A 17206-nucleotide genomic window follows, 5' to 3' on the forward strand; every position below is an offset into this window, starting at 1 on the left:
TCAGAAGATGTATCCGCATCTGAGGTGGGACCCGAGCAACTGGGAGCCTTCCCATCTGGACTGCAACAAGTCAGCCGGATACACCGCTGATACCGGCATGGGAGTGACCTCCGAGGATTGGTAAGCTTCCCTCTCCCCGCACGAGCTCCAATAAAATCCAGCAAGTTGATTCACGGGAAGGACTCCGCATTTTTTTTCCTCTCCCCCCGGAACTTTCCCCATGAAATCCCCCTAAGAACGTTGAATTGGCGGGGAAAATGAACCCATCTACTCTCCTGCGTGGAGACTGTCCCAGGTTGCCGCTGGGAAAAACCCATCTACGGATGACGGACATTAGCCAAGGTTGCGAAATGACGCCGGAGGGCCAGTCTAAGAACGAGGCGCCGGCACGCGCCTACTCCACGCAGGAGCCACCAAACGCGAAAGGGTGAATCACCGATGCCTCGCACGATAACCAAGAAGATGATCGGCTCAGCGCTGGACATTGCACCGTCTCCCGAGTTCGCAGCGAGACTCAAGCGGAACAAGCAGCACCAGAAGATGCTTGAGGCTCCTTCATTGCTCGACGGCCCGGAGCACGTCATCATTGGCGGCCGGCAGGAGGGTAAGACCACTCTCGCCGTGCAGTGGCTCATGGACTGCCCTAAGGGTGTTGAACGTGTCCTGATCACACTGGACGAATATGTGGCCCGGTCGATCAAACAAGACTGTGGGTTCCCTGTTGGGGATCCTCGAGTGATCTCTTACCGGACTATGAGGAATAGCAAGGCCCGCCCGGGCGTGGAGTACGGCATTGATGAGACGGTGCACATACTTATGAACCTTCTGGGCCTGCGTGAAATGCCCCGTCTGGTCACGGTTCAGCACGCGGAAGCATGGCAAGGCGTAGGAGGCAACCATGCATGAAGGTCACGTTTCAGCCGTCCTGGTTGCGGCCATCGACGGTGAACGAGTTCTCGTTGTTCTGGAGTATCCCGAATTGATCCGGCCGCTGATGGAGGAACTGGAAAGCGCCTTCGATGGAACAGCCAAGGAATTGATCCGCAGCGTCAACCGAACTAACGGCGGCGAAAGGATTGATTTCGACGCCGGCGGCTCTATCCGATTCCGACTCCCTCACCGAATCAATCGCAGCGATCGATTCGACCAAGTCTTTGTGCCGATTGGAACGCATGCCAATCTCATCGTTGAGCTTGCGCTAAGCCTCGACGGCAGCAGGGTTGGCCTGATCACCGGCTATTGATGTGGGAGGTGCTGCCGATGTATGACCGCCCAGCGCTCCGCTTGCTCCATGGTGAGGGTGAATCCATCCGGGGTATCGCTAGGGAGAAGAGCGCTTCTCGAAATGCTGTCCGCCGCGCGCTGCGCCCCGGCGCCCGGGACCACTACTACCGGCCGTCAGTGTCGGAGTCTGCCGAGCCAGCCGTTCGCGACGTCCTGGCCGACTACCCAGACATGGTGGTTGCTGATGTCGCCCTGCTGATTGATTGGCGGCACTCCCGCCGAACACTCTCCGACCTTGTGGCGCGCCTGCGGCCCATCTACCGGGATTCATCCCCCGGCCTTGACGCACGCCCTGACGTGACCATCCGAGCGGGCACGCTGGCCGTGTCCAGCATCGAATGCGGCACGCTGAAAGTTCAGGAGGTGCAGTGGTGAAGAAGAGCCCCACGAATACCAATGCTAGGAACACTGAGCCGCCTCCGGAGATGCCCGAAGCTGCCTCCACCGTATGGCGCGAGATCATGGCCAGCAACGATTTAGCCGGCACTGTGGACCGCTCCGCCCTCGAGGCGTTCTGCACCCTCATGGCCAGACTCCGCGAAGCCCGCCAAAGGGTCGAGGACGAAGGCATGGTGGTCAAAGACCCCCGCGGCCGCGTCATCCCCCACCCAGCGCTCGCCGTCGAACGTCAGACCGCCGAACAGATCCGCGCGTGGGGTGATCGCTTCGCCCCGCTGGTCAAGCCAGTCAGGAAACGCGGATACATGGCCGACGCCACGGCGACGTCCATTGCCAACGCCACACACCTCTCCGCAGCAAAATACGCCGGCCCCATTGCGGCCCTCAAAACTCTCGCCTGGATGATCGACGAAGCCCAGCGCGAAAGCATGGACGCCCTGCAGAAGGCCATGACTACCACCGTCCCCAACTACCTCAAGGCCTGCACTGAACTACAGATCACCCCCGCATCAATCCCCACGCTCGTTGGAGCCGAAACCCCCAAGGAAAAAAAGGGCTCAACGGTGACAAGCATGCGCGAGGCTGCAGAGAAGCGTCGTGCAAGCTAAGCGGGCCAAGCGTCCGGAACTCTTCGGGGTCGAAAAGCCCCGAATCTTCACTCCCCCACTCCAGCCACTCGAACCGCGCTCGCCGGAGACGGAAGCTCGGACGCTTGGTTATGACGTCATTGACTTCGCGGAGAACGCGCTTCACCTGAAGCTGTTCCCCTGGCAGAAGTGGTTACTGATTCACATGCTCGAGCTATTGCCCGAGGGTGGGCTACGGTTCCGCACCGTGGTGGTGCTGATTGCCCGTCAGAACGGCAAGAGCACGCTCTCACAGGTGCTGGCGCTGTGGTTCATGATGGTCTGGGGCTGGCCCCTGGTCATGGGCACGGCTCAGGACTTGGAGACCGCCGAGGAAGTCTGGCAGGGCGCTGTTGACCTCGTGGAGGAAGACGACGAGCTGGCCACGCTCCTCAAGCGTGTGGTCAAGGTCAACGGAAAGAAAGCACTCGAGCTTCATTCCGGCGCCCGGTACAAGGTCAAGGCGGCAAACCGTCGCGCTGGCCGTGGCTTCACTGGCAACCTGATCATGCTCGATGAGCTTCGCGAACATCAGAATTGGGAAGCCTGGGGCGCGATCACCAAGACCACCATGGCCCAGCTCGAAGCCTTGGTGTTGGCGCTTTCAAACGCTGGCGACCTCACATCAGTGGTTCTCTCCTACTTGCGGAAGATGGCCCATGAGGCGCTTGGTGACCCTGACGGGATCTGCGACGAGCTAGCCACGTCCGGACCTACCTTGCTTGACATTGAAGCTCTGGAAGAGGAAGACGGTGATGAGTTTGACGAAGACGACTTGGCCGACTTCGAGCAGGATGAAGACACGCTGGGCTTGTTTGAGTGGTCGGCTCCCCCGGGCTGTAGCAAGTGGGACCGGGCCGGTTGGGCGCAGGCTAACCCTTCGGTGGGCTGGAACCCCGGCTTCACGCAGCGCACCATTGCCGCGGCGTGTAAGACAGATCCCGAATGGGTGTTCCGTACCGAGGTTCTCTGTCAGTGGTCCGCTGGTACGCTCACGGGCCCGTTCCCTCCTGGTTCTTGGGACAAGGGCAAGAACGTTCCTGAATCGGGCCCAGACGGGAAGCCGCGGGTTGCTGAGGCAGACCGTCTTGTAGGCCCCGTCTACGCCGGCGTTGACCAATCCCCTGACCGTTCCATGACCTATGTGGCTGTGGCCGGCTTCAGGGCCGACGGCGTGGCCCAGGTTGAAATTTGGGCTGGCCGTTACGGCTCGGACTGGGTCAAGGGCTACCTGATGGACTACAAACGCCGTGACCGGATCATTTCCGTGGCTGGCCAGTCCAAGGGTGCACCAATTTCACCACTGATGGAGTCCCTGGCGGCGGATCCCGAGTTCACGATCCCGGTGGTCGAGTGGTCCGGTAGTGATCTGACCGCTGGTTGGGCCGATGTCTTTGACTCGGTCCGCGATGAGACAGTTCGACACAACCCTCAGCCGGTGCTGGACGTTGCCGCGGCTACCGCCGTGATCAAAACGTTCGGTGGTGGAGCGTCCATTCCAGACCACGGCAAATCTCCGGCTGATATTGCCCCGCTCATGGCGTTCACAGCTGCCAAATGGCTGCTGGGACGCCGAAAAGTAGCACCTCCTCCCCCGCCGCCTCCTCCGGAAGCGGTGCGCGTCTCGGAAGAGCGCACCACCGATGCAGACAATGTGGCCTTTATGGGCTTCTGATGAAAGGAGCCATGAATGACTGTTCCGACGTCAGAAAAGGGCTATGCGGATACGTCCGGGGGCTGGTGGGCATCACTGGACGACGAAGAGACACCGGAGCTGCAGTGGCCTAAGAGCATCGGGGTCTACGACAAGATGCGTCGTCAAGAGTCCCAGGTTATTTCTGTTCTGCGTGCGGTTACCTTGCCGATCCGGCGCACGGCATGGCGCATTGACCCGAACGGGGCCCGGCCCGAGGTCGCCCAGCAGGTGGCTGATGATCTTGGGCTGGCGCTGGTGGGCGATGATCCGACCCGCAAGATAATCCGAACACGGGACAGGTTCTCATGGGACGAGCACTTGCGCCTCTCCCTGCTGATGCTCCCCTTTGGACATTCTGTATTCGAGCAGGTGTACCGGATCGATGATTCTGGGTGGGCTCGACTTCGGAAGCTCGCCTGGCGCCCACCCAAGACCATAGCCCGCATTGACGTTGCTGGTGACGGCGGGCTGAAGGCGATACACCAACACGGTTCCCTAGGCAAGGGTTCGCCGCGTATGGGTGTGGAACAGCTCGTGGTCTACGTCAACGAACGTGAGGGAGGGAACTGGCTTGGCCAGTCTCTCCTGCGAACCTCGTACAAGTACTGGCTACTCAAAGATCGCTTGCTGCGTGTCCAGGCGCAGACGGTGGACCGTAATGGTCTGGGCATTCCTGTGTATGAGGGCTCCTCAGTCCCGGAATCCGTCACCGGTGAGGATCGGGTCACTCGGGAGAAGTCGGAGATCGATGCAGGCCTAAAGCTCGCACGCGGCCTCAGATCCGGCGACAATGCCGGCGCGGCGATTCCCAACTCAGCCAAACTCACCATGAAGGGCGTCGAGGGTGACCTGCCTGACGCCGACGTCCCGATCCGCTACTACGACGAGCAAATCGCCCGCTCTGTCCTTGCTCACTTCCTGAACCTAGGGACCGAGACAGGTTCCTGGGCGCTGGGCTCAACATTCGCGGACTTCTTCACGATGTCGCTGCAGACGGTGGCGATGCAGATCGCTGACACTGTCACACAGCACGTCATCGAAGACCTGGTGGACCTGAACTGGGGTCAGGACGAGCCAGCCCCGAAGCTGGTCTTTGACGAGATCGGCTCCAGACACCCCGCCACAGCCGAAGCCATCAAGGCATTGATTGATTGCGGGGCGCTGACGCCAGACCCGGCGCTTGAAACCCACCTCCGCACCATCTACGGGCTGCCAGCCCTCGACGAGCAGGACCGGGCCACGATCCGCGCCAAGGAACCGGTCAGAACCACACAAGCAGCCGCAGCCATGCTCATGAAAGGACAAGCAACATGACAACACCCCAAACTGTCCGGCCCGCAGCGGCCGAACTGGTGCAGTGGTACCGGATGGAAACCGCGACGACAGGCAGTTCCGCTGAGGTGTTCATCTACGGCGGCATCGGCAGCTGGTACGGCGTCGACGCAACCCAATTCGTTGCCGACCTCGCCGACCTCGACGTTCAAGAGATTCAGCTTCGAGTCAACTCACCTGGTGGCTCCGTGTACGACGGCGTGGCCATCATGAACGCGCTCAAGCGACACAAGGCCAAGGTCGTAGCCTCTGTTGACGGGCTTGCCGCTTCCGCGGCATCCTTCATCATCATGGCCGCCGATGAAATCCAAATGGGCCCGGGCGCCGAAGTCATGATCCATGACGCATGGTCATACGCTGGCGGCAACGCCGAGCAGCTCATCGATGAGGCCGCCCACCTTGACCGGATATCCAACTCCATCGCGGGCCTCTACGCCAGCAGGGCAGGAGGTACCTCCGAAGAGTGGCGCGACGCCATGAAAGCCGAGTCCTGGTATTCCGCCGAAGAAGCCGTCACTGCAGGCCTAGCCGATAGCATCACCGGCAGCAAATCCGAGGGAACCGTGGACGCCTTCACCGAAGTCGCCAGATTTCAGCATGCGGGCCGCACCAAAGCCCCGGCGCCGTGGATGCCACCGGGACCGCACCCGGCCAACAGGGCCGCACCCAGTCCCGTCAGCGCCGTCGTCCAAGAAGCCGCCGACTGGCTCAACACCACCAAATCTCGGGCAGGGCTACCGCCCGGCACGGAAAAGCTCGCCGCGACCCTCGCGAACGAGCCCCACACCCCGGATGCACCGCAGCCGGCATCAAACACCACCGAAGAGAAAGGACCTGACGACATGTCAGCAACAGTAATCAAGGGGCTCCGCGAGCAAATCGGCATCCCCGCCGAAGCGTCCCTCACCGATAGCGAAATTCTCGCCGCTCTGGCCGAGGCGCTCGCAGAGCAGGCAGAGCCCGTAGCTCCGGTTGTGGCAGCGCCGGCCGCTGGGACGGTTGTTCTGGACGAGGCCGCCTACCAGGATCTGCAGGCCAAGGCTGCTGAAGGCAGTGCAGCACGCAAGGAACAGCTCGCAGCTGCTCGCACCAACCTGGTTGAGGATGCCGTGAATGATGGCCGTATCCCACCGGCTCGGCGCGAACACTGGGTGAACGCGCTCGAATCTGACCCGGGCATGGAAGCAACCCTTGCCGGGATGGCTAAGGGCCTTGTTCCTCTCGCCCCTGCCGGTTACACCGGTGGCGTCGATGAGTCCTCCGCTGAGGACACCACATACAGCAAGATCTTCAATACCCCGAAGGAGTCCTAATCATGGGTCAGTACCTGCCCGCTTTCCGTCCCGGCGACACCGTCACGTTCGATGTCACCACCGCCGTAACCGGCGGCCACCCCGTCCAAGTCGGCACCGCTGACCGATCCGTCGCACCCGCTGCCGCAGCGTCCGTCACCTACGTGGGTGTTGCTGGCCACGACGCCGCCATCGGCGACAAAGTCACGGTCGAGGTCGGCAAGTCCATTCACCTGCTGGTTGCGCTCGGGGCCGTGGCCCGGGGCGCGAAGGTCGAAGCCGCTGGCGCCGGCAAGATCCGCACTGCAACGACCGGCACGGCCATTGGCCTTGCACTCACCTCGGCCGCCGACGGCGTTCCCGTCCAGGTCCTCGGGTTCTAAGAAGGGAACCATCATGAAGACTTACCCCTACACCCCGAGCCAGCTGGCGGCGGCAAGCGCCACCGACCTCCTGGCGTTCCTCAAGTCCCCCACCTTGCTGGCACGCCGCCTGGGAGAAATCCTTTCGGCTCAGCAGTTCATCGGCAACTCACTCCTGCAGGGCCGCTTTGCTCTGCAGGGCGGAGCGATCGCCATTCCCTCGAATGAGAAGATCCGCACCGACCGCAAGGCACAGTCGGTGGCACCCGGTGCAGAGTACCCGCTCACTCCCCTCAGTGCTGAGCAGTACGAAATCTACACCGGGTCCAAGGAAGGCCTCGCCACCGAGGTCGCAGACGAGGAGATCGGACGCAGCCTGCGCCAGCCCGTCGACGAAGCAATGCTGTTCCTGCAGACGGAGATGGTGTTCAACGCCAATGAACTGGCCTTGGGCGTCATCACGTCCTCGGTCACCCAGACACTGGCCGGCGGTGCCTGGACAAACGGCAAGCAGATCCTCAAGGACGCTCTTCGCGCCCAGGCAACGGTTCGCCGACTCAAGTTGGGATACTCCGTCGACACTGTAGTGCTCAATAGCATTCAGTACGCCGAAGTACTTCCGGAACTGACTGACCTTCTGCCCAGCTCGGATACCTCGGCTATCACTGGCAACTGGCCCACGATCAACGGTCTGACGTGGATCGCCAGCGATGACGACGAGATCAACGATCCGCTGTTCGTAGACAGCCGCCGTCTCGGTGGTATTGCCCGCGAGGCCATCCCCTCTCCGGAGTACCGCCCTGTGGGTGGAGACACCGGTGTGGAGATCGCGTCGTTCCGCGAGACAGCGGACAAGACCCGCCTCCAGGCCCGCAACCCGCATGTTCCGGTGGTCACCAACCCGCTCTCCGGAATCTTCCTCACTGGAACAGGAGCATAACCATGGGTGATATCTACGTCGCTAAGGCGAACGTCGTCAAGGTCGCTGTCGGCGCCGCCGACGGCAACCGCGTTGCCCGCATCATCCGTAAGGGAGGGACCATCCCCGAAGGCGTCGAACAGGAAGCCCTCGAAGCCCTCGCTGAGCGTGGCCTGATCGAGCTCGTCACACCAGCGGCCGCTCCGGAGGTCGCTGAGGCCGAGCAGGCCGCTGCCGTCACTGCTGCCAAGGCCGCTGCTGAGCAGGCGGCCGCCACCGCTGCTGCCAAGGCCGTCGCTGACGCTGCGGCTGCCACCGAAAAGAAAACAACCGGCAAGTAACAGGAAGGAGGGGACGCCATGAAAGAGCCGCTTGCTTCAGTGCAAGACCTAGAGGGCGCATGGCGTCCTCTCACGGTCCGCGAGAAAACCACCGCTGGGCATTACCTGGGCGCTGCCTCGAGGCAAATCCGGCGCCGCTGGAAAACCGTGGACCAACGCATCCTTGACGGAGAGCTGGGTGCTGAAGACGTCTCTGATGTCGTCGTCGAGCTTGTGCTCGACAAGCTCGGTGGTCCCCAGATCCGCAATGCCCGATCCTGGACAGCAGGAGCAGGACCATTCCAGCAGCAAGTAACACTCCAATCGGGCAAGAAGGACCTCTTTGATTTCGAAGATTGGATGCTCCTAGTCTTCGAAAGTAAATCCGCTGTCCTCCCCGACTTCCACGCACCACCGTCGGGCCAGTATGAAGGAATCTTCAACTGGCCCGAAGGAAGGAACTGACATGGAGATTGTGAGCATGTTCCCCAGCGATTGGCTCGTTGATGTCATCGTCCTTCGTGGCGAGGGCAAGGACGCCAAAGGCAATCCGCTGCCCGTTCAGGAGATCCCCGCAACGGACTGCATCATTGGTCCCCGAGCAACAGCTGACCCTGTCGATCGCTCGGACGTGGTGGCCTCAACCGCCGTGCTCTACCGGGATCCCGAAGACGGGTTCCGGTTCCTGCCCAAGGACCGCATTCGGGTGCCTGCTGGCGCTCGGATGGCTGGTGACTGGATGGTCGAGGGGCGCCCTGGTGAGTGGCCGCATGGTTGGGAAGTTGGGTTGGTGATGGGCTGATGGCGAAGAGCTACAAATCCATTGAGGCCGGGATGAAGGCTTTGGGTCAGGCGCCAGCACTTGGGCAGGTGGCTTTGTCGGCTGCTCGAGAGCTGGCGACCGCTGCCAACCGAGCTGACCCGGAGGGCAACTACGAGGCGACTCCCCGGACGGTGATTGTTGGCTGGAAGAACGAGCGCCGCGCTGGTGCTGCGGTCAGTGAGACTACTCCGTCGTGGCGTGGCAGCCGCGATCGGGTACTGGCCAGGATTGCTGGCCACATGAAAACGAGGGGCTCATGACTGACGGTCTCGTTTTCCCAAACCCGCGATCGTGTCTTTTCGACTTGATCGACGGCGATGAGCACTTGGGCGACGTTGTCCATGCGTTCTACCAGGAACCAGCAAATGAGCTTGGTGCCATGGAGGGCCCCTTCCCCATTGCCATCATCTATGCAGTCCCCGGAGGGTCAGAGGGGTTCGTGGATCGTGTCGATCGCATGGCCATCGATGTTTACGCACCTGGTGAGAAAGCCGTGGACACGCTGGAATCGATCAAGGCCAGCATCTGTGGCGATGACATTGAAACGCCCTCCGGGTACATCGACAACATCAAACCTGACCAGGTCCCGACTGACATCCCGTATCAGTCGGACATTCTCAACAAGGCAACGGCGACGTTCTTGATGACGTCACGGCCGATCTAAGCCCCGCTCGGGGAACAAACCATATTGAGCCCTTGAAAGGGGTTATTTGCTATGACTACATTTGACGAAATGCGGGTCGGCGCTGACAAGCGCGGTCTTGTACGGAAGGTCCAGAAGGCTGTTGCTTGCATCGCGCCGTTGACCGTCGTCTTACCCGATGCCTTGTTCCTCCCCACCGGTGCGCTGATCGATGTGAAGACACTGGGCTTCAAAATGATCGGCCTCGTTACTCCCGATGGTTACAAATTCACTCGAGAAGTCGAGTCCTCAGCAGTCGATGCCATGGGCTACGCCTCGAACATTCGTGAAGATACGACCAAGGTCCTCCGGTCCATCACGGTCACGCCCTTGCAGCACGGCCAGAAGCACATGTCCGAACTTCGCATGGGCGCCGACTTCAGCGGGGTCGAGCAGGACCCCGTCACCGGTGAAATCGTCCTGGACGAGCCGGACCTGCCCATCAACGGTGAATACCGGCTGCTGGTGATCGGTGTCGATGGACCAGCGGCCGCCCAGTGGGTCATGGGCCGCGGATACGGCGTCGTCAAGCTGACCACCACGGGCGAGGAAGCTTGGGGCTCCGAGGGCGCAATTTCGTCCGAGCTGAACCTTGCTGTCTCCACCGACGAGGAAATCGGCACACCCGTCCGCCACTACCTGGGCGGCACCGGCGCCCTGGCCGCGAACGTCGATCTGGGCTACACGCTCTCCACCCCGTAACAAGCCGCGGGCCGCGCCATTCTTCCGGGTGGTGGTGGCGCGGCCCGCTCAACATCTCACCGCCCGGAACCTGCAAGGAGGCCCATCGTGGCAACACTGAAGCACCGCAAGACCGGTCACACGGTGACGACCAGCTACGCGCCTGAGATCGTTTCTCTGCGCGCCCAAGGCTACGCCGTCGTGCCCGAAGCAACACCCATCGAAGATCCCGCAGCCGATGCGCCGGCAGTTGCGCCGGATACCGACGAGAGGGTCACATCGGACGCCCCGTCCATCGAAGCAAAGGCTGCCGGCGCCGTCAGCAAGACCAAAGCTTCCAAGTAGTTCCCTGCTTCCCTGTGCGCTGATGGCTGGCAATGGGACCGGTCACGGCGGCACGCCCGGGTAGCTTCGGGGAACGCCGGAGGGGTCGCACCCCTCAAGGCGGCAGGGCAGCAGCAGTATCAACTCACTCAACCAAAAACACTCACCATCCGGAGGCAACACCATGGCTGTAGACAAGCCAAACATCAGTCTGACTCTCGCAGCGCTTGAAGCGGAGGTCGGCAAGCCTGAACCCTTCGTGCTGGCGCTCAGGGGCGGGAAGCGCATCACGTTCCCGGACATCTTTGACTTGCCCGTGGACGAGGCCGAGACGTTCATTAAGGACATGGAAAGCGCCGGTACTGACCTGAACGCGCTGGAGCGCTGGTTGTCCGCGGACGACTTCGCCAAGTACAAAGAAGCCAAGCTCACTCTTCGCACGCACAGCGCCCTTATTGAGCGCGTTCAGAACTACTACGAGCAGACCGTTGGAAAGCCGGGGGAAGGCAACGCCTCCGCGAGCTAATCGGCCGGTTCCGGCCCCAGATCCGCGCTGACCTCTTACAGGTCTATGGCGTGGATCTGGCGGTCTGGTTCCGCGACAGGCGCTGGGTGGCCCTCCTCGAACTCATCGATGGGCTACCCAGCGCTTCCCGACTCAACGAGGCCATTTCCAATGATCCGGATCTGGCTGAAGCAATTGCTTCACAGCCGGAGCCCACTGAGCCGTGGAGCCCCCGCATCTCGGATTACAACCTGACGAACGTCATCCTGATCCAGATGCTGGATGGCATCAAGACCCTGCAGCAGACCCAGATTGCGGCCGCCGGCGGCAAGCCGGGTCATGTGAAACCGTTCCCGACTCCCCGCACCGCTATTGACCGCTTTAGAGAAGCACAAGAGCAAGAGTTCATCGCTGATATGGCCGGCCTCCTTGGCTTCGGCCCCGGCGACTATTGATAGCTAAATATTGGAGGTCCTCATGCCGGTAGTTGGTATCGCTGAGATTGAAGTGAAGCCGCTATTCAAGGGCACCCAGGCCGCCATCGGCCAGATGGTGGACGGGTCTGCAGAAGCTGCTGGTACGAGCGCTGGCAAATCCATGGGCACCAAGCTCGGCGGCGCCCTCGCTACGACGGTGAAGGCTACGGCCGGCGTTGCCTTTGCGGGGCTTGCTTTGGCAGTCACGAAGGGCTTTGGGCGTCTGCAGGCCATTGAGCAGGCGAAGGCCAAGCTCACGGGCCTTGGGCACACCGCTGAGAGCGTCACGGAAATTATGAAGAACGCGTCGGCGTCCGTGAAAGGGACCGCGTTCGGGATGGACGAGGCGGCAACCGTGGCCGCGGGTGCTGTGGCAGCTGGTGTTGTCCCAGGCAAGGAGCTGGAGCGGACGCTGAAACTCACCGGCGATGCAGCAACTATTGCTGGTGTTGGCATGTCGGACATGGGCGCGATCTTCAACAAGGTTGCCTCCTCGAACAAGATTCAAGGCGATGTGATCGCCCAGCTTTCTGATTCTGGTATCCCCATCGTGCAGCTGCTCGGCAAGGAGCTTGGAACCACAGCAGAGGAAACTCTGAAGCTGGCCAAAGAGGGCAAGATCAACTTCGAAACCTTCCAGGCAGCCATGGAAAAGGGCATGGGTGGGGCGGCGCTGGAGTCCGGTAAGACCCTGCAGGGCGCTTTCAAGAACACCATGGCCTCCGTTGGTCGCATCGGCGCGAATCTGCTCTCAGGCGTCTACCCGCTGTTCACGAAGTTCTTCCAGGGACTCATTGCCTGGATGGAACCGCTCGAGGCGAAAGCCAAAGTCGTCGGCGCCGCCATTGGCACCAGCATGGAGAAGGCCAGCACCGCTGTCATGGGGATCTACTCGATCATGGCCAAGGGCGACTTCACCGGCGGTTTGGGGGTCGAGGAAGACTCGAAGCTGGTCGACTTCCTGTTCCGGCTCCGCGAGGGCTTCATCAGCCTGTCTGAGGCCTTCAAGGGAACGGCGTCGATCCTCTTCAAGGGAGACTTCATCGGCGGACTCGGTGTCGAGGAAGACTCGAAGCTGGTGGATTTTCTTTTCCGAGTCCGCGAAGGATTCCTCAGCATCGGTGTCGGCTTGGGGTTGCTGAACTTCTCCTCCTGGGATGCTTTCAAGTCCTCGGCAGCGGAGGCGGGCGGCACTGTGGGTGGCGCTTTTGCCAGCATGGGCGAGTCTTTGCACACGCTGGGCCCGGCTTTTGCTGAGTTCGGCCGTCAACTGCCCAACATTACGGGTGCGTTCGTGAAGCTTGGCGGCGTCTCCCTGAACTTCCTCGTGGTTGGTCTGGGCTTCCTAGCGGACAACGTGGACACGATCATTGCGTGGATGCCAGCAATTGTTACCGGCTTCATTGCGTGGCGTGTGGCCACAAACATGCTGGCCTCGTCCCAGTTCTTCCTCCAGGCAGGGCAGGTGGCTGCGGCTCCAGTACTGCTGGCGAACAACATTCTCCGCTACGCGTCAGTCCGCGCCGAAACGGCTCTGTCCATTGCTACCGGCCAGAGCACTGCTGCCACGAATGTGAGCATCGCCGCCAAAATTCGAGACAGAGTCACTACTGTCGCAGGAACAGTGTCCACGTGGGCGGCCGCCGCTGCTCAAACCGCTTGGACCGTTGCGAAGCAAGCCGCAACGGTCGCTACCCGGCTACTCGGTGTGGCAATCAAGTTCGCCATGGGCCCGGTCGGCCTGATCATCGCCGCCATCGCTTTGCTCGTGGGTGGGCTGATCTGGTTCTTCACCCAGACAGACCTGGGCAAAGACATCGTGAAGAACGCTTTCGCGGTAATCCAGATTGCTGTTGCGGCAGTGGTCACCTGGTGGAACAACACACTGGTTCCGGCCCTGCAGGCTGTCGGCCAGTGGTTCAAGGACGTCTGGGATGGTGCAGCAAAGGCCGTCCAAGTCGCAGTTGGTTGGGTACAGGACGCGATTGCCAACGTGATCGACTGGATCCAGCAAAACTGGGGCCTTCTGTTGACGATCATCTTGGGTCCGTTGGGGTTCATCGTCCAGTGGGTGGTGAAGAACTTCTCTCAGATCTCCGCGACGGTGCAGGCTGTATTTGCAGCTGTGGCCGCGGCATTTGTGTGGGTTTACGAGTCCATCATCAAGCCTGTCTTCGATTCGATCATGGTCATCGCGAACGGCTTCTACCTGTTCTTCCGTGGCATCTTCCAGCTGGTGGTGGCGGTCTTCAAGGAGATCATTGCCCCGGCATTCATGGAATTTTGGCACGGCGTTGTGGAGCCCGTTTTCAACGGGATCATCATGGCGGCACAGCTGTGGTGGGCCATTGTTTCCGGGACCTTCAACAACGTGGTGAGTTTCATCCAGACAGTTCTGGGCGCCGTGTTTACGTGGTTCCGTGACTCGGTAGTCATGCCAGTGTTCAATTTCATTGTCGGCTACATCAGCTGGTGGTGGGGCATGGTGTCCGGAACCTTCAACAACGTGGTGAGTTTCATCCAGACAGTTCTGGGCGCCGTGTTTACGTGGTTCCGTGACTCGGTAGTCATGCCAGTGTTCAACTTCATCGCAGGCGTCATCACGACCTGGTGGTCAGGCACTCAGATCATCTTCAACGCTGTCGTTGGTTTCGTCCGCAATACTCTGGGCGCTGTCTTCACCTGGTTGCGTGACTCAATCATCAACCCTGTGTGGAATGGCATCAGGGACACTATCAGCGCTGTGTGGAACAACGGCATCAAGCCGGTCTTTGATTTCCTCGCGGGAGCGATCCAGAAGGACGTACCCAACGCCTTCCAGAAGGGTGTTGATGGGGTCAAGTCGATCTGGGACAAGTTGCTTGATATTGCTAAGGCGCCTGTCCGGTTCATCATCGACACGGTCATCAACGGGGGCCTGATTGACACGTTCAATAAGGTCGCCAAGATGCTGCCCGGCATCACGGAACTGGATCACGTAGCCAAGCCCGCCGGTTTTGCCGAGGGCGGCTGGACTGGCCCTGGTAGCAAGTATCAGCCGGCGGGCGTTGTGCATGCTGATGAGTTCGTTGTGAACAAGGCTTCGCGTCGCGGGATTGAGCGTCGTGCGCCTGGCTTGCTGGACTCATTGAACACATTCGGGGCAAGCGCGTTGTCCAAACTTGGCTATGCCAAGGGCGGCCGCGTAAACCCAGTCAAAAACATGACCCTGACGCAGGGCTTCACGGCATTCCACGACGGCATCGATATCGGCGTCGGCACCGGCACCCCAGTGTTTGCTGCAGGAGCTGGCCGCATTACCCATGCAGGGCCGGGCGCTACGGCGCCAGGTGTCAGCGGCGGAAACGAGGTGCACCTTCTCAGCGACGGTGTAGAGCAGTGGTACGCCCACCTTTCTCAGATCGGCGTCAAGCTGGGGCAGATGGTGGCGGCAGGGCAGCAGATTGCACTGTCCGGCAACACCGGAATCTCGAGCGGACCACACCTGCACTTTGGAGCCTACAACGGGCGCTGGCCCAACGCTATCAACCCGCTCGGCTACCTCTCAGGCGCTGAAACGCCCAAGGGCGGTGGAGGGTTCCTGGACCCACTGGGCGCCCTCACAGGACTCGCAGAAAAGATCGTGGGCCAAATCAAGGGAGCATTCCCGCTCGGCGGATTTATGATCGACGCCGTCACCGGCGTCGGTAAAAAGGCCTTCAGTTCCGTCATCGACTGGGCAAAGGACAAGCTCGGCTTCGGCGCCGTCACAGGCGCCCAGCAAGGTGCCCACCTCAACCCGATCCTGTACGACCAAGGCGGAATCCTCCGCCCGGGCCTGTCACAAATCATGAACGCGACCGGGAAGCCGGAAGCAATCTACACCAACGAGCAGGACAGGGCGCTGCAAGCACTGGCTGCTCGCGGTGCCCAGGGTAGCGGTTTGGACGCCGCAGCACTCGACCGCCTCACAAAAGCAGTCCAGGGCGCTCGCGGTATCACTGTCCAGGCCATGTCTAGTGAACAGGCGCAGTTGCTTGCACTTGCTCGAGCGATGAGAGGAATCGGATGAGGCTAGATCATGGCATCGGTTGGTCCCTGGATGGTTTCGACCTTTCAGGGACCGACCCGGCCGGCGTCCGCTGGTTGGTGGAGGACGTTGAAAACTGGGATAGCCCTCCTTCTTCAACGGGCGCGGTGAACCAAAATGAGTTCGCCGATGGAGGGCGGGTTGAGCCGACGTTCTTGGAGTCTCACCCAATGGTCATCAAGGGGTACTTGCTGGCGGCGGGGTTCCCTCTGCTGACAGGGCGTGCTTTGGCGAAGGCCGCGGCTGCTGCTTTCAAAGCTGCCATTCCTGTCCGTCAGACAGCGCCGCTAGTGCTGTCCGACGGCGGGGTGGTGTGCCATCGAATGGTGCAGCAGGAGGGCAAGCCAGACGTCCGCATGGTCTCCAACTATCAGTTTGATATTTCCGTACAGATTGTCGCCCCGGATCCCCGAAAGCTGGGCGGTGATGGCTCCACCCCCTACCAGCACCAGCAGTCAGCGTTCCTGCCGTCGACGACGGGCGGGCTACAACTGCCGGGCCCATCGGTAGTACGCACGAACCTGTGTACTAATCCGCAGGCTAAAAATCTGACTGGATATGATGCAGCCAACGGGGCGACGAACGGGTTGGTAGCAAACGACGGCGTAGTCGGGGTGGGAACCGGCCTAACCAGCATCAAGACAACACTGCCGACCTACGCTGGTGACACGGGCGCGAATATCCATTCCTCGTCCGTGGCGCCGGGAGTTCAGCGGACATTTTCGATCTGGGTCAAGACGTCCATCGCCGGTGTCAGGGTCAGCATTCAAGGCTCGGGAACCGTCGCGAACGTGGAATCCCCCGGCCATACTGGCGACGGTACGTGGCAGCGCCTGACCGTCACGGCCACGGGCGCCACCACTGGCTCCTATACCGCCTACATCCTCAAGACCGGGAGCACGGCTGGGCAGTTCTTCCAGTTCACCGGGTTGCTTGTTGAGGACGTCCCCGCGGCCGGCACCTACTTTGATGGGGATACTCCGGCCGTGTCGGGGGCTTCCTATTCGTGGTCTGGGGCGGCAGATCTTTCGCCCTCGCTGGCAACCCGGTCAGGTGGAGTGTCAGCCCCGTTCAGTATCGGCGCAACGGTGGTCAACGGATCGGTCACCATCGACACCATTGGTGATGCGCCACCTCCTGTCCTAGTGCGTATCGATGGGCCAGCCGTGCAACCGATCATCCGGGACAGTGACGGTGGCTCGATGCCGCTGGACATCACCCTTGACGCTGGCCAATGGCTCGACGTTGATATGGACGCACGAACGGTCAAGTTCAACTCGGCCGTGAACAGGCGCAACCTACTCCGTGGCCCGTGGATCACGCCCCACTCAGGCATGGTGTTGTCGCTGGACGCTGCCGTGTATGACCCGCTTACATCTATGACGGTCTTCTGGACCGACGCAAGCTACTAAGGAG

The 17206-nt window shown here is 61.1% G+C and carries 20 protein-coding genes; all 20 read left to right on the forward strand.

The genetic code is table 11. The annotated features are described in order from the left end of the window. Positions 1 to 438: 438 nt before the first annotated feature. The 20 genes from CVS28_RS09370 to CVS28_RS09465 all read left to right on the forward strand — a co-directional run bounded on the left by CVS28_RS09370 (position 439) and on the right by CVS28_RS09465 (position 17202). Positions 439 to 906, forward strand: coding sequence for a hypothetical protein (locus tag CVS28_RS09370; protein ID WP_103481327.1), 468 nt, complete (start codon positions 439 to 441; stop codon positions 904 to 906). Further along, complete coding sequence (locus tag CVS28_RS09375) at positions 899 to 1243, forward strand: hypothetical protein (protein WP_103481328.1); 345 nt, start codon at positions 899 to 901, stop codon at positions 1241 to 1243. Before CVS28_RS09370 ends, CVS28_RS09375 begins: the two co-directional genes overlap by 8 nt. A gap of 17 nt (positions 1244 to 1260) precedes the next feature. Next, positions 1261 to 1659, forward strand: coding sequence for a hypothetical protein (locus CVS28_RS09380; protein WP_133159090.1), 399 nt, complete (start codon positions 1261 to 1263; stop codon positions 1657 to 1659). Then, positions 1653 to 2291, forward strand: coding sequence for a P27 family phage terminase small subunit (locus CVS28_RS09385; RefSeq protein ID WP_165788115.1), 639 nt, complete (start codon positions 1653 to 1655; stop codon positions 2289 to 2291). Before CVS28_RS09380 ends, CVS28_RS09385 begins: the two co-directional genes overlap by 7 nt. Beyond that, a complete protein-coding gene (locus CVS28_RS09390; protein ID WP_103481331.1) occupies positions 2281 to 3984 on the forward strand; it encodes a terminase in 1704 nt (567 codons plus the stop codon). The genes CVS28_RS09385 and CVS28_RS09390 overlap by 11 nt, the downstream gene beginning before the upstream one ends. A gap of 15 nt (positions 3985 to 3999) precedes the next feature. Next, a complete protein-coding gene (locus CVS28_RS09395; protein ID WP_133159091.1) occupies positions 4000 to 5319 on the forward strand; it encodes a phage portal protein family protein in 1320 nt (439 codons plus the stop codon). After that, the gene (locus tag CVS28_RS09400; protein ID WP_103481332.1) at positions 5316 to 6650 is read left to right on the forward strand and encodes a head maturation protease, ClpP-related; all 1335 of its coding nucleotides are present in this window, start codon (positions 5316 to 5318) and stop codon (positions 6648 to 6650) included. Before CVS28_RS09395 ends, CVS28_RS09400 begins: the two co-directional genes overlap by 4 nt. A gap of 2 nt (positions 6651 to 6652) precedes the next feature. After that, positions 6653 to 7012: a capsid cement protein gene (locus CVS28_RS09405; RefSeq protein ID WP_103481333.1), complete on the forward strand. Its 360-nt coding sequence runs from the start codon at positions 6653 to 6655 to the stop codon at positions 7010 to 7012. Between the two features lie 13 nt (positions 7013 to 7025). Continuing rightward, a complete protein-coding gene (locus CVS28_RS09410; RefSeq protein WP_103481334.1) occupies positions 7026 to 7931 on the forward strand; it encodes a phage major capsid protein in 906 nt (301 codons plus the stop codon). Between the two features lie 2 nt (positions 7932 to 7933). Further along, positions 7934 to 8251 (forward strand): hypothetical protein, encoded by a 318-nt coding sequence (locus CVS28_RS09415; RefSeq protein ID WP_103481335.1) that lies wholly within the window; start codon positions 7934 to 7936, stop codon positions 8249 to 8251. A gap of 18 nt (positions 8252 to 8269) precedes the next feature. After that, positions 8270 to 8695: a Gp19/Gp15/Gp42 family protein gene (locus CVS28_RS09420; RefSeq protein WP_103481336.1), complete on the forward strand. Its 426-nt coding sequence runs from the start codon at positions 8270 to 8272 to the stop codon at positions 8693 to 8695. Between the two features lies 1 nt (position 8696). Continuing rightward, the gene (locus tag CVS28_RS09425) at positions 8697 to 9032 is read left to right on the forward strand and encodes a hypothetical protein (RefSeq protein WP_103481337.1); all 336 of its coding nucleotides are present in this window, start codon (positions 8697 to 8699) and stop codon (positions 9030 to 9032) included. Continuing rightward, on the forward strand, positions 9032 to 9313 hold the full coding sequence (locus CVS28_RS09430) for a hypothetical protein (protein ID WP_103481338.1): 282 nt from the start codon (positions 9032 to 9034) through the stop codon (positions 9311 to 9313). Before CVS28_RS09425 ends, CVS28_RS09430 begins: the two co-directional genes overlap by 1 nt. Further along, positions 9310 to 9717 carry a hypothetical protein gene (locus tag CVS28_RS09435; protein WP_103481339.1) on the forward strand — a complete coding sequence of 136 codons (408 nt, stop codon included), beginning with the start codon at positions 9310 to 9312 and terminating at the stop codon, positions 9715 to 9717. The genes CVS28_RS09430 and CVS28_RS09435 overlap by 4 nt, the downstream gene beginning before the upstream one ends. Positions 9718 to 9768: 51 nt before the next feature. Then, positions 9769 to 10437, forward strand: coding sequence for a hypothetical protein (locus CVS28_RS09440; RefSeq protein ID WP_103481340.1), 669 nt, complete (start codon positions 9769 to 9771; stop codon positions 10435 to 10437). 87 nt (positions 10438 to 10524) lie between these two features. Further along, entirely contained in the window at positions 10525 to 10761 is a 237-nt protein-coding gene (locus CVS28_RS09445; RefSeq protein WP_103481341.1) for a hypothetical protein, read from the forward strand. 163 nt (positions 10762 to 10924) lie between these two features. Further along, a complete protein-coding gene (locus CVS28_RS09450) occupies positions 10925 to 11266 on the forward strand; it encodes a hypothetical protein (protein WP_103481342.1) in 342 nt (113 codons plus the stop codon). Between the two features lie 50 nt (positions 11267 to 11316). Continuing rightward, a complete protein-coding gene (locus tag CVS28_RS09455) occupies positions 11317 to 11700 on the forward strand; it encodes a hypothetical protein (protein ID WP_103481343.1) in 384 nt (127 codons plus the stop codon). Positions 11701 to 11722: 22 nt separating this feature from the next. Then, on the forward strand, positions 11723 to 15772 hold the full coding sequence (locus CVS28_RS19680; protein ID WP_165788116.1) for a peptidoglycan DD-metalloendopeptidase family protein: 4050 nt from the start codon (positions 11723 to 11725) through the stop codon (positions 15770 to 15772). Beyond that, entirely contained in the window at positions 15769 to 17202 is a 1434-nt protein-coding gene (locus CVS28_RS09465; RefSeq protein ID WP_103481344.1) for a hypothetical protein, read from the forward strand. The genes CVS28_RS19680 and CVS28_RS09465 overlap by 4 nt, the downstream gene beginning before the upstream one ends. Positions 17203 to 17206 lie beyond the last annotated feature (4 nt).

Origin of the sequence: Arthrobacter glacialis, assembly GCF_002909415.1 — a bacterium.
Taxonomy (GTDB): Bacteria; Actinomycetota; Actinomycetes; order Actinomycetales; family Micrococcaceae; genus Specibacter; species Specibacter glacialis.

Coding starts and splice junctions, on each gene's coding strand:
- CVS28_RS09370 (WP_103481327.1), top strand. CDS start 439: ATGCCTCGCACGATAACCAAGAAGATGATCGGCTCAGCGCTGGACATT.
- CVS28_RS09375 (WP_103481328.1), top strand. CDS start 899: ATGCATGAAGGTCACGTTTCAGCCGTCCTGGTTGCGGCCATCGACGGT.
- CVS28_RS09380 (WP_133159090.1), top strand. CDS start 1,261: ATGTATGACCGCCCAGCGCTCCGCTTGCTCCATGGTGAGGGTGAATCC.
- CVS28_RS09395 (WP_133159091.1), top strand. CDS start 4,000: ATGACTGTTCCGACGTCAGAAAAGGGCTATGCGGATACGTCCGGGGGC.
- CVS28_RS09400 (WP_103481332.1), top strand. CDS start 5,316: ATGACAACACCCCAAACTGTCCGGCCCGCAGCGGCCGAACTGGTGCAG.
- CVS28_RS09405 (WP_103481333.1), top strand. CDS start 6,653: ATGGGTCAGTACCTGCCCGCTTTCCGTCCCGGCGACACCGTCACGTTC.
- CVS28_RS09410 (WP_103481334.1), top strand. CDS start 7,026: ATGAAGACTTACCCCTACACCCCGAGCCAGCTGGCGGCGGCAAGCGCC.
- CVS28_RS09415 (WP_103481335.1), top strand. CDS start 7,934: ATGGGTGATATCTACGTCGCTAAGGCGAACGTCGTCAAGGTCGCTGTC.
- CVS28_RS09420 (WP_103481336.1), top strand. CDS start 8,270: ATGAAAGAGCCGCTTGCTTCAGTGCAAGACCTAGAGGGCGCATGGCGT.
- CVS28_RS09425 (WP_103481337.1), top strand. CDS start 8,697: ATGGAGATTGTGAGCATGTTCCCCAGCGATTGGCTCGTTGATGTCATC.
- CVS28_RS09430 (WP_103481338.1), top strand. CDS start 9,032: ATGGCGAAGAGCTACAAATCCATTGAGGCCGGGATGAAGGCTTTGGGT.
- CVS28_RS09435 (WP_103481339.1), top strand. CDS start 9,310: ATGACTGACGGTCTCGTTTTCCCAAACCCGCGATCGTGTCTTTTCGAC.
- CVS28_RS09440 (WP_103481340.1), top strand. CDS start 9,769: ATGACTACATTTGACGAAATGCGGGTCGGCGCTGACAAGCGCGGTCTT.
- CVS28_RS09450 (WP_103481342.1), top strand. CDS start 10,925: ATGGCTGTAGACAAGCCAAACATCAGTCTGACTCTCGCAGCGCTTGAA.
- CVS28_RS19680 (WP_165788116.1), top strand. CDS start 11,723: ATGCCGGTAGTTGGTATCGCTGAGATTGAAGTGAAGCCGCTATTCAAG.
- CVS28_RS09465 (WP_103481344.1), top strand. CDS start 15,769: ATGAGGCTAGATCATGGCATCGGTTGGTCCCTGGATGGTTTCGACCTT.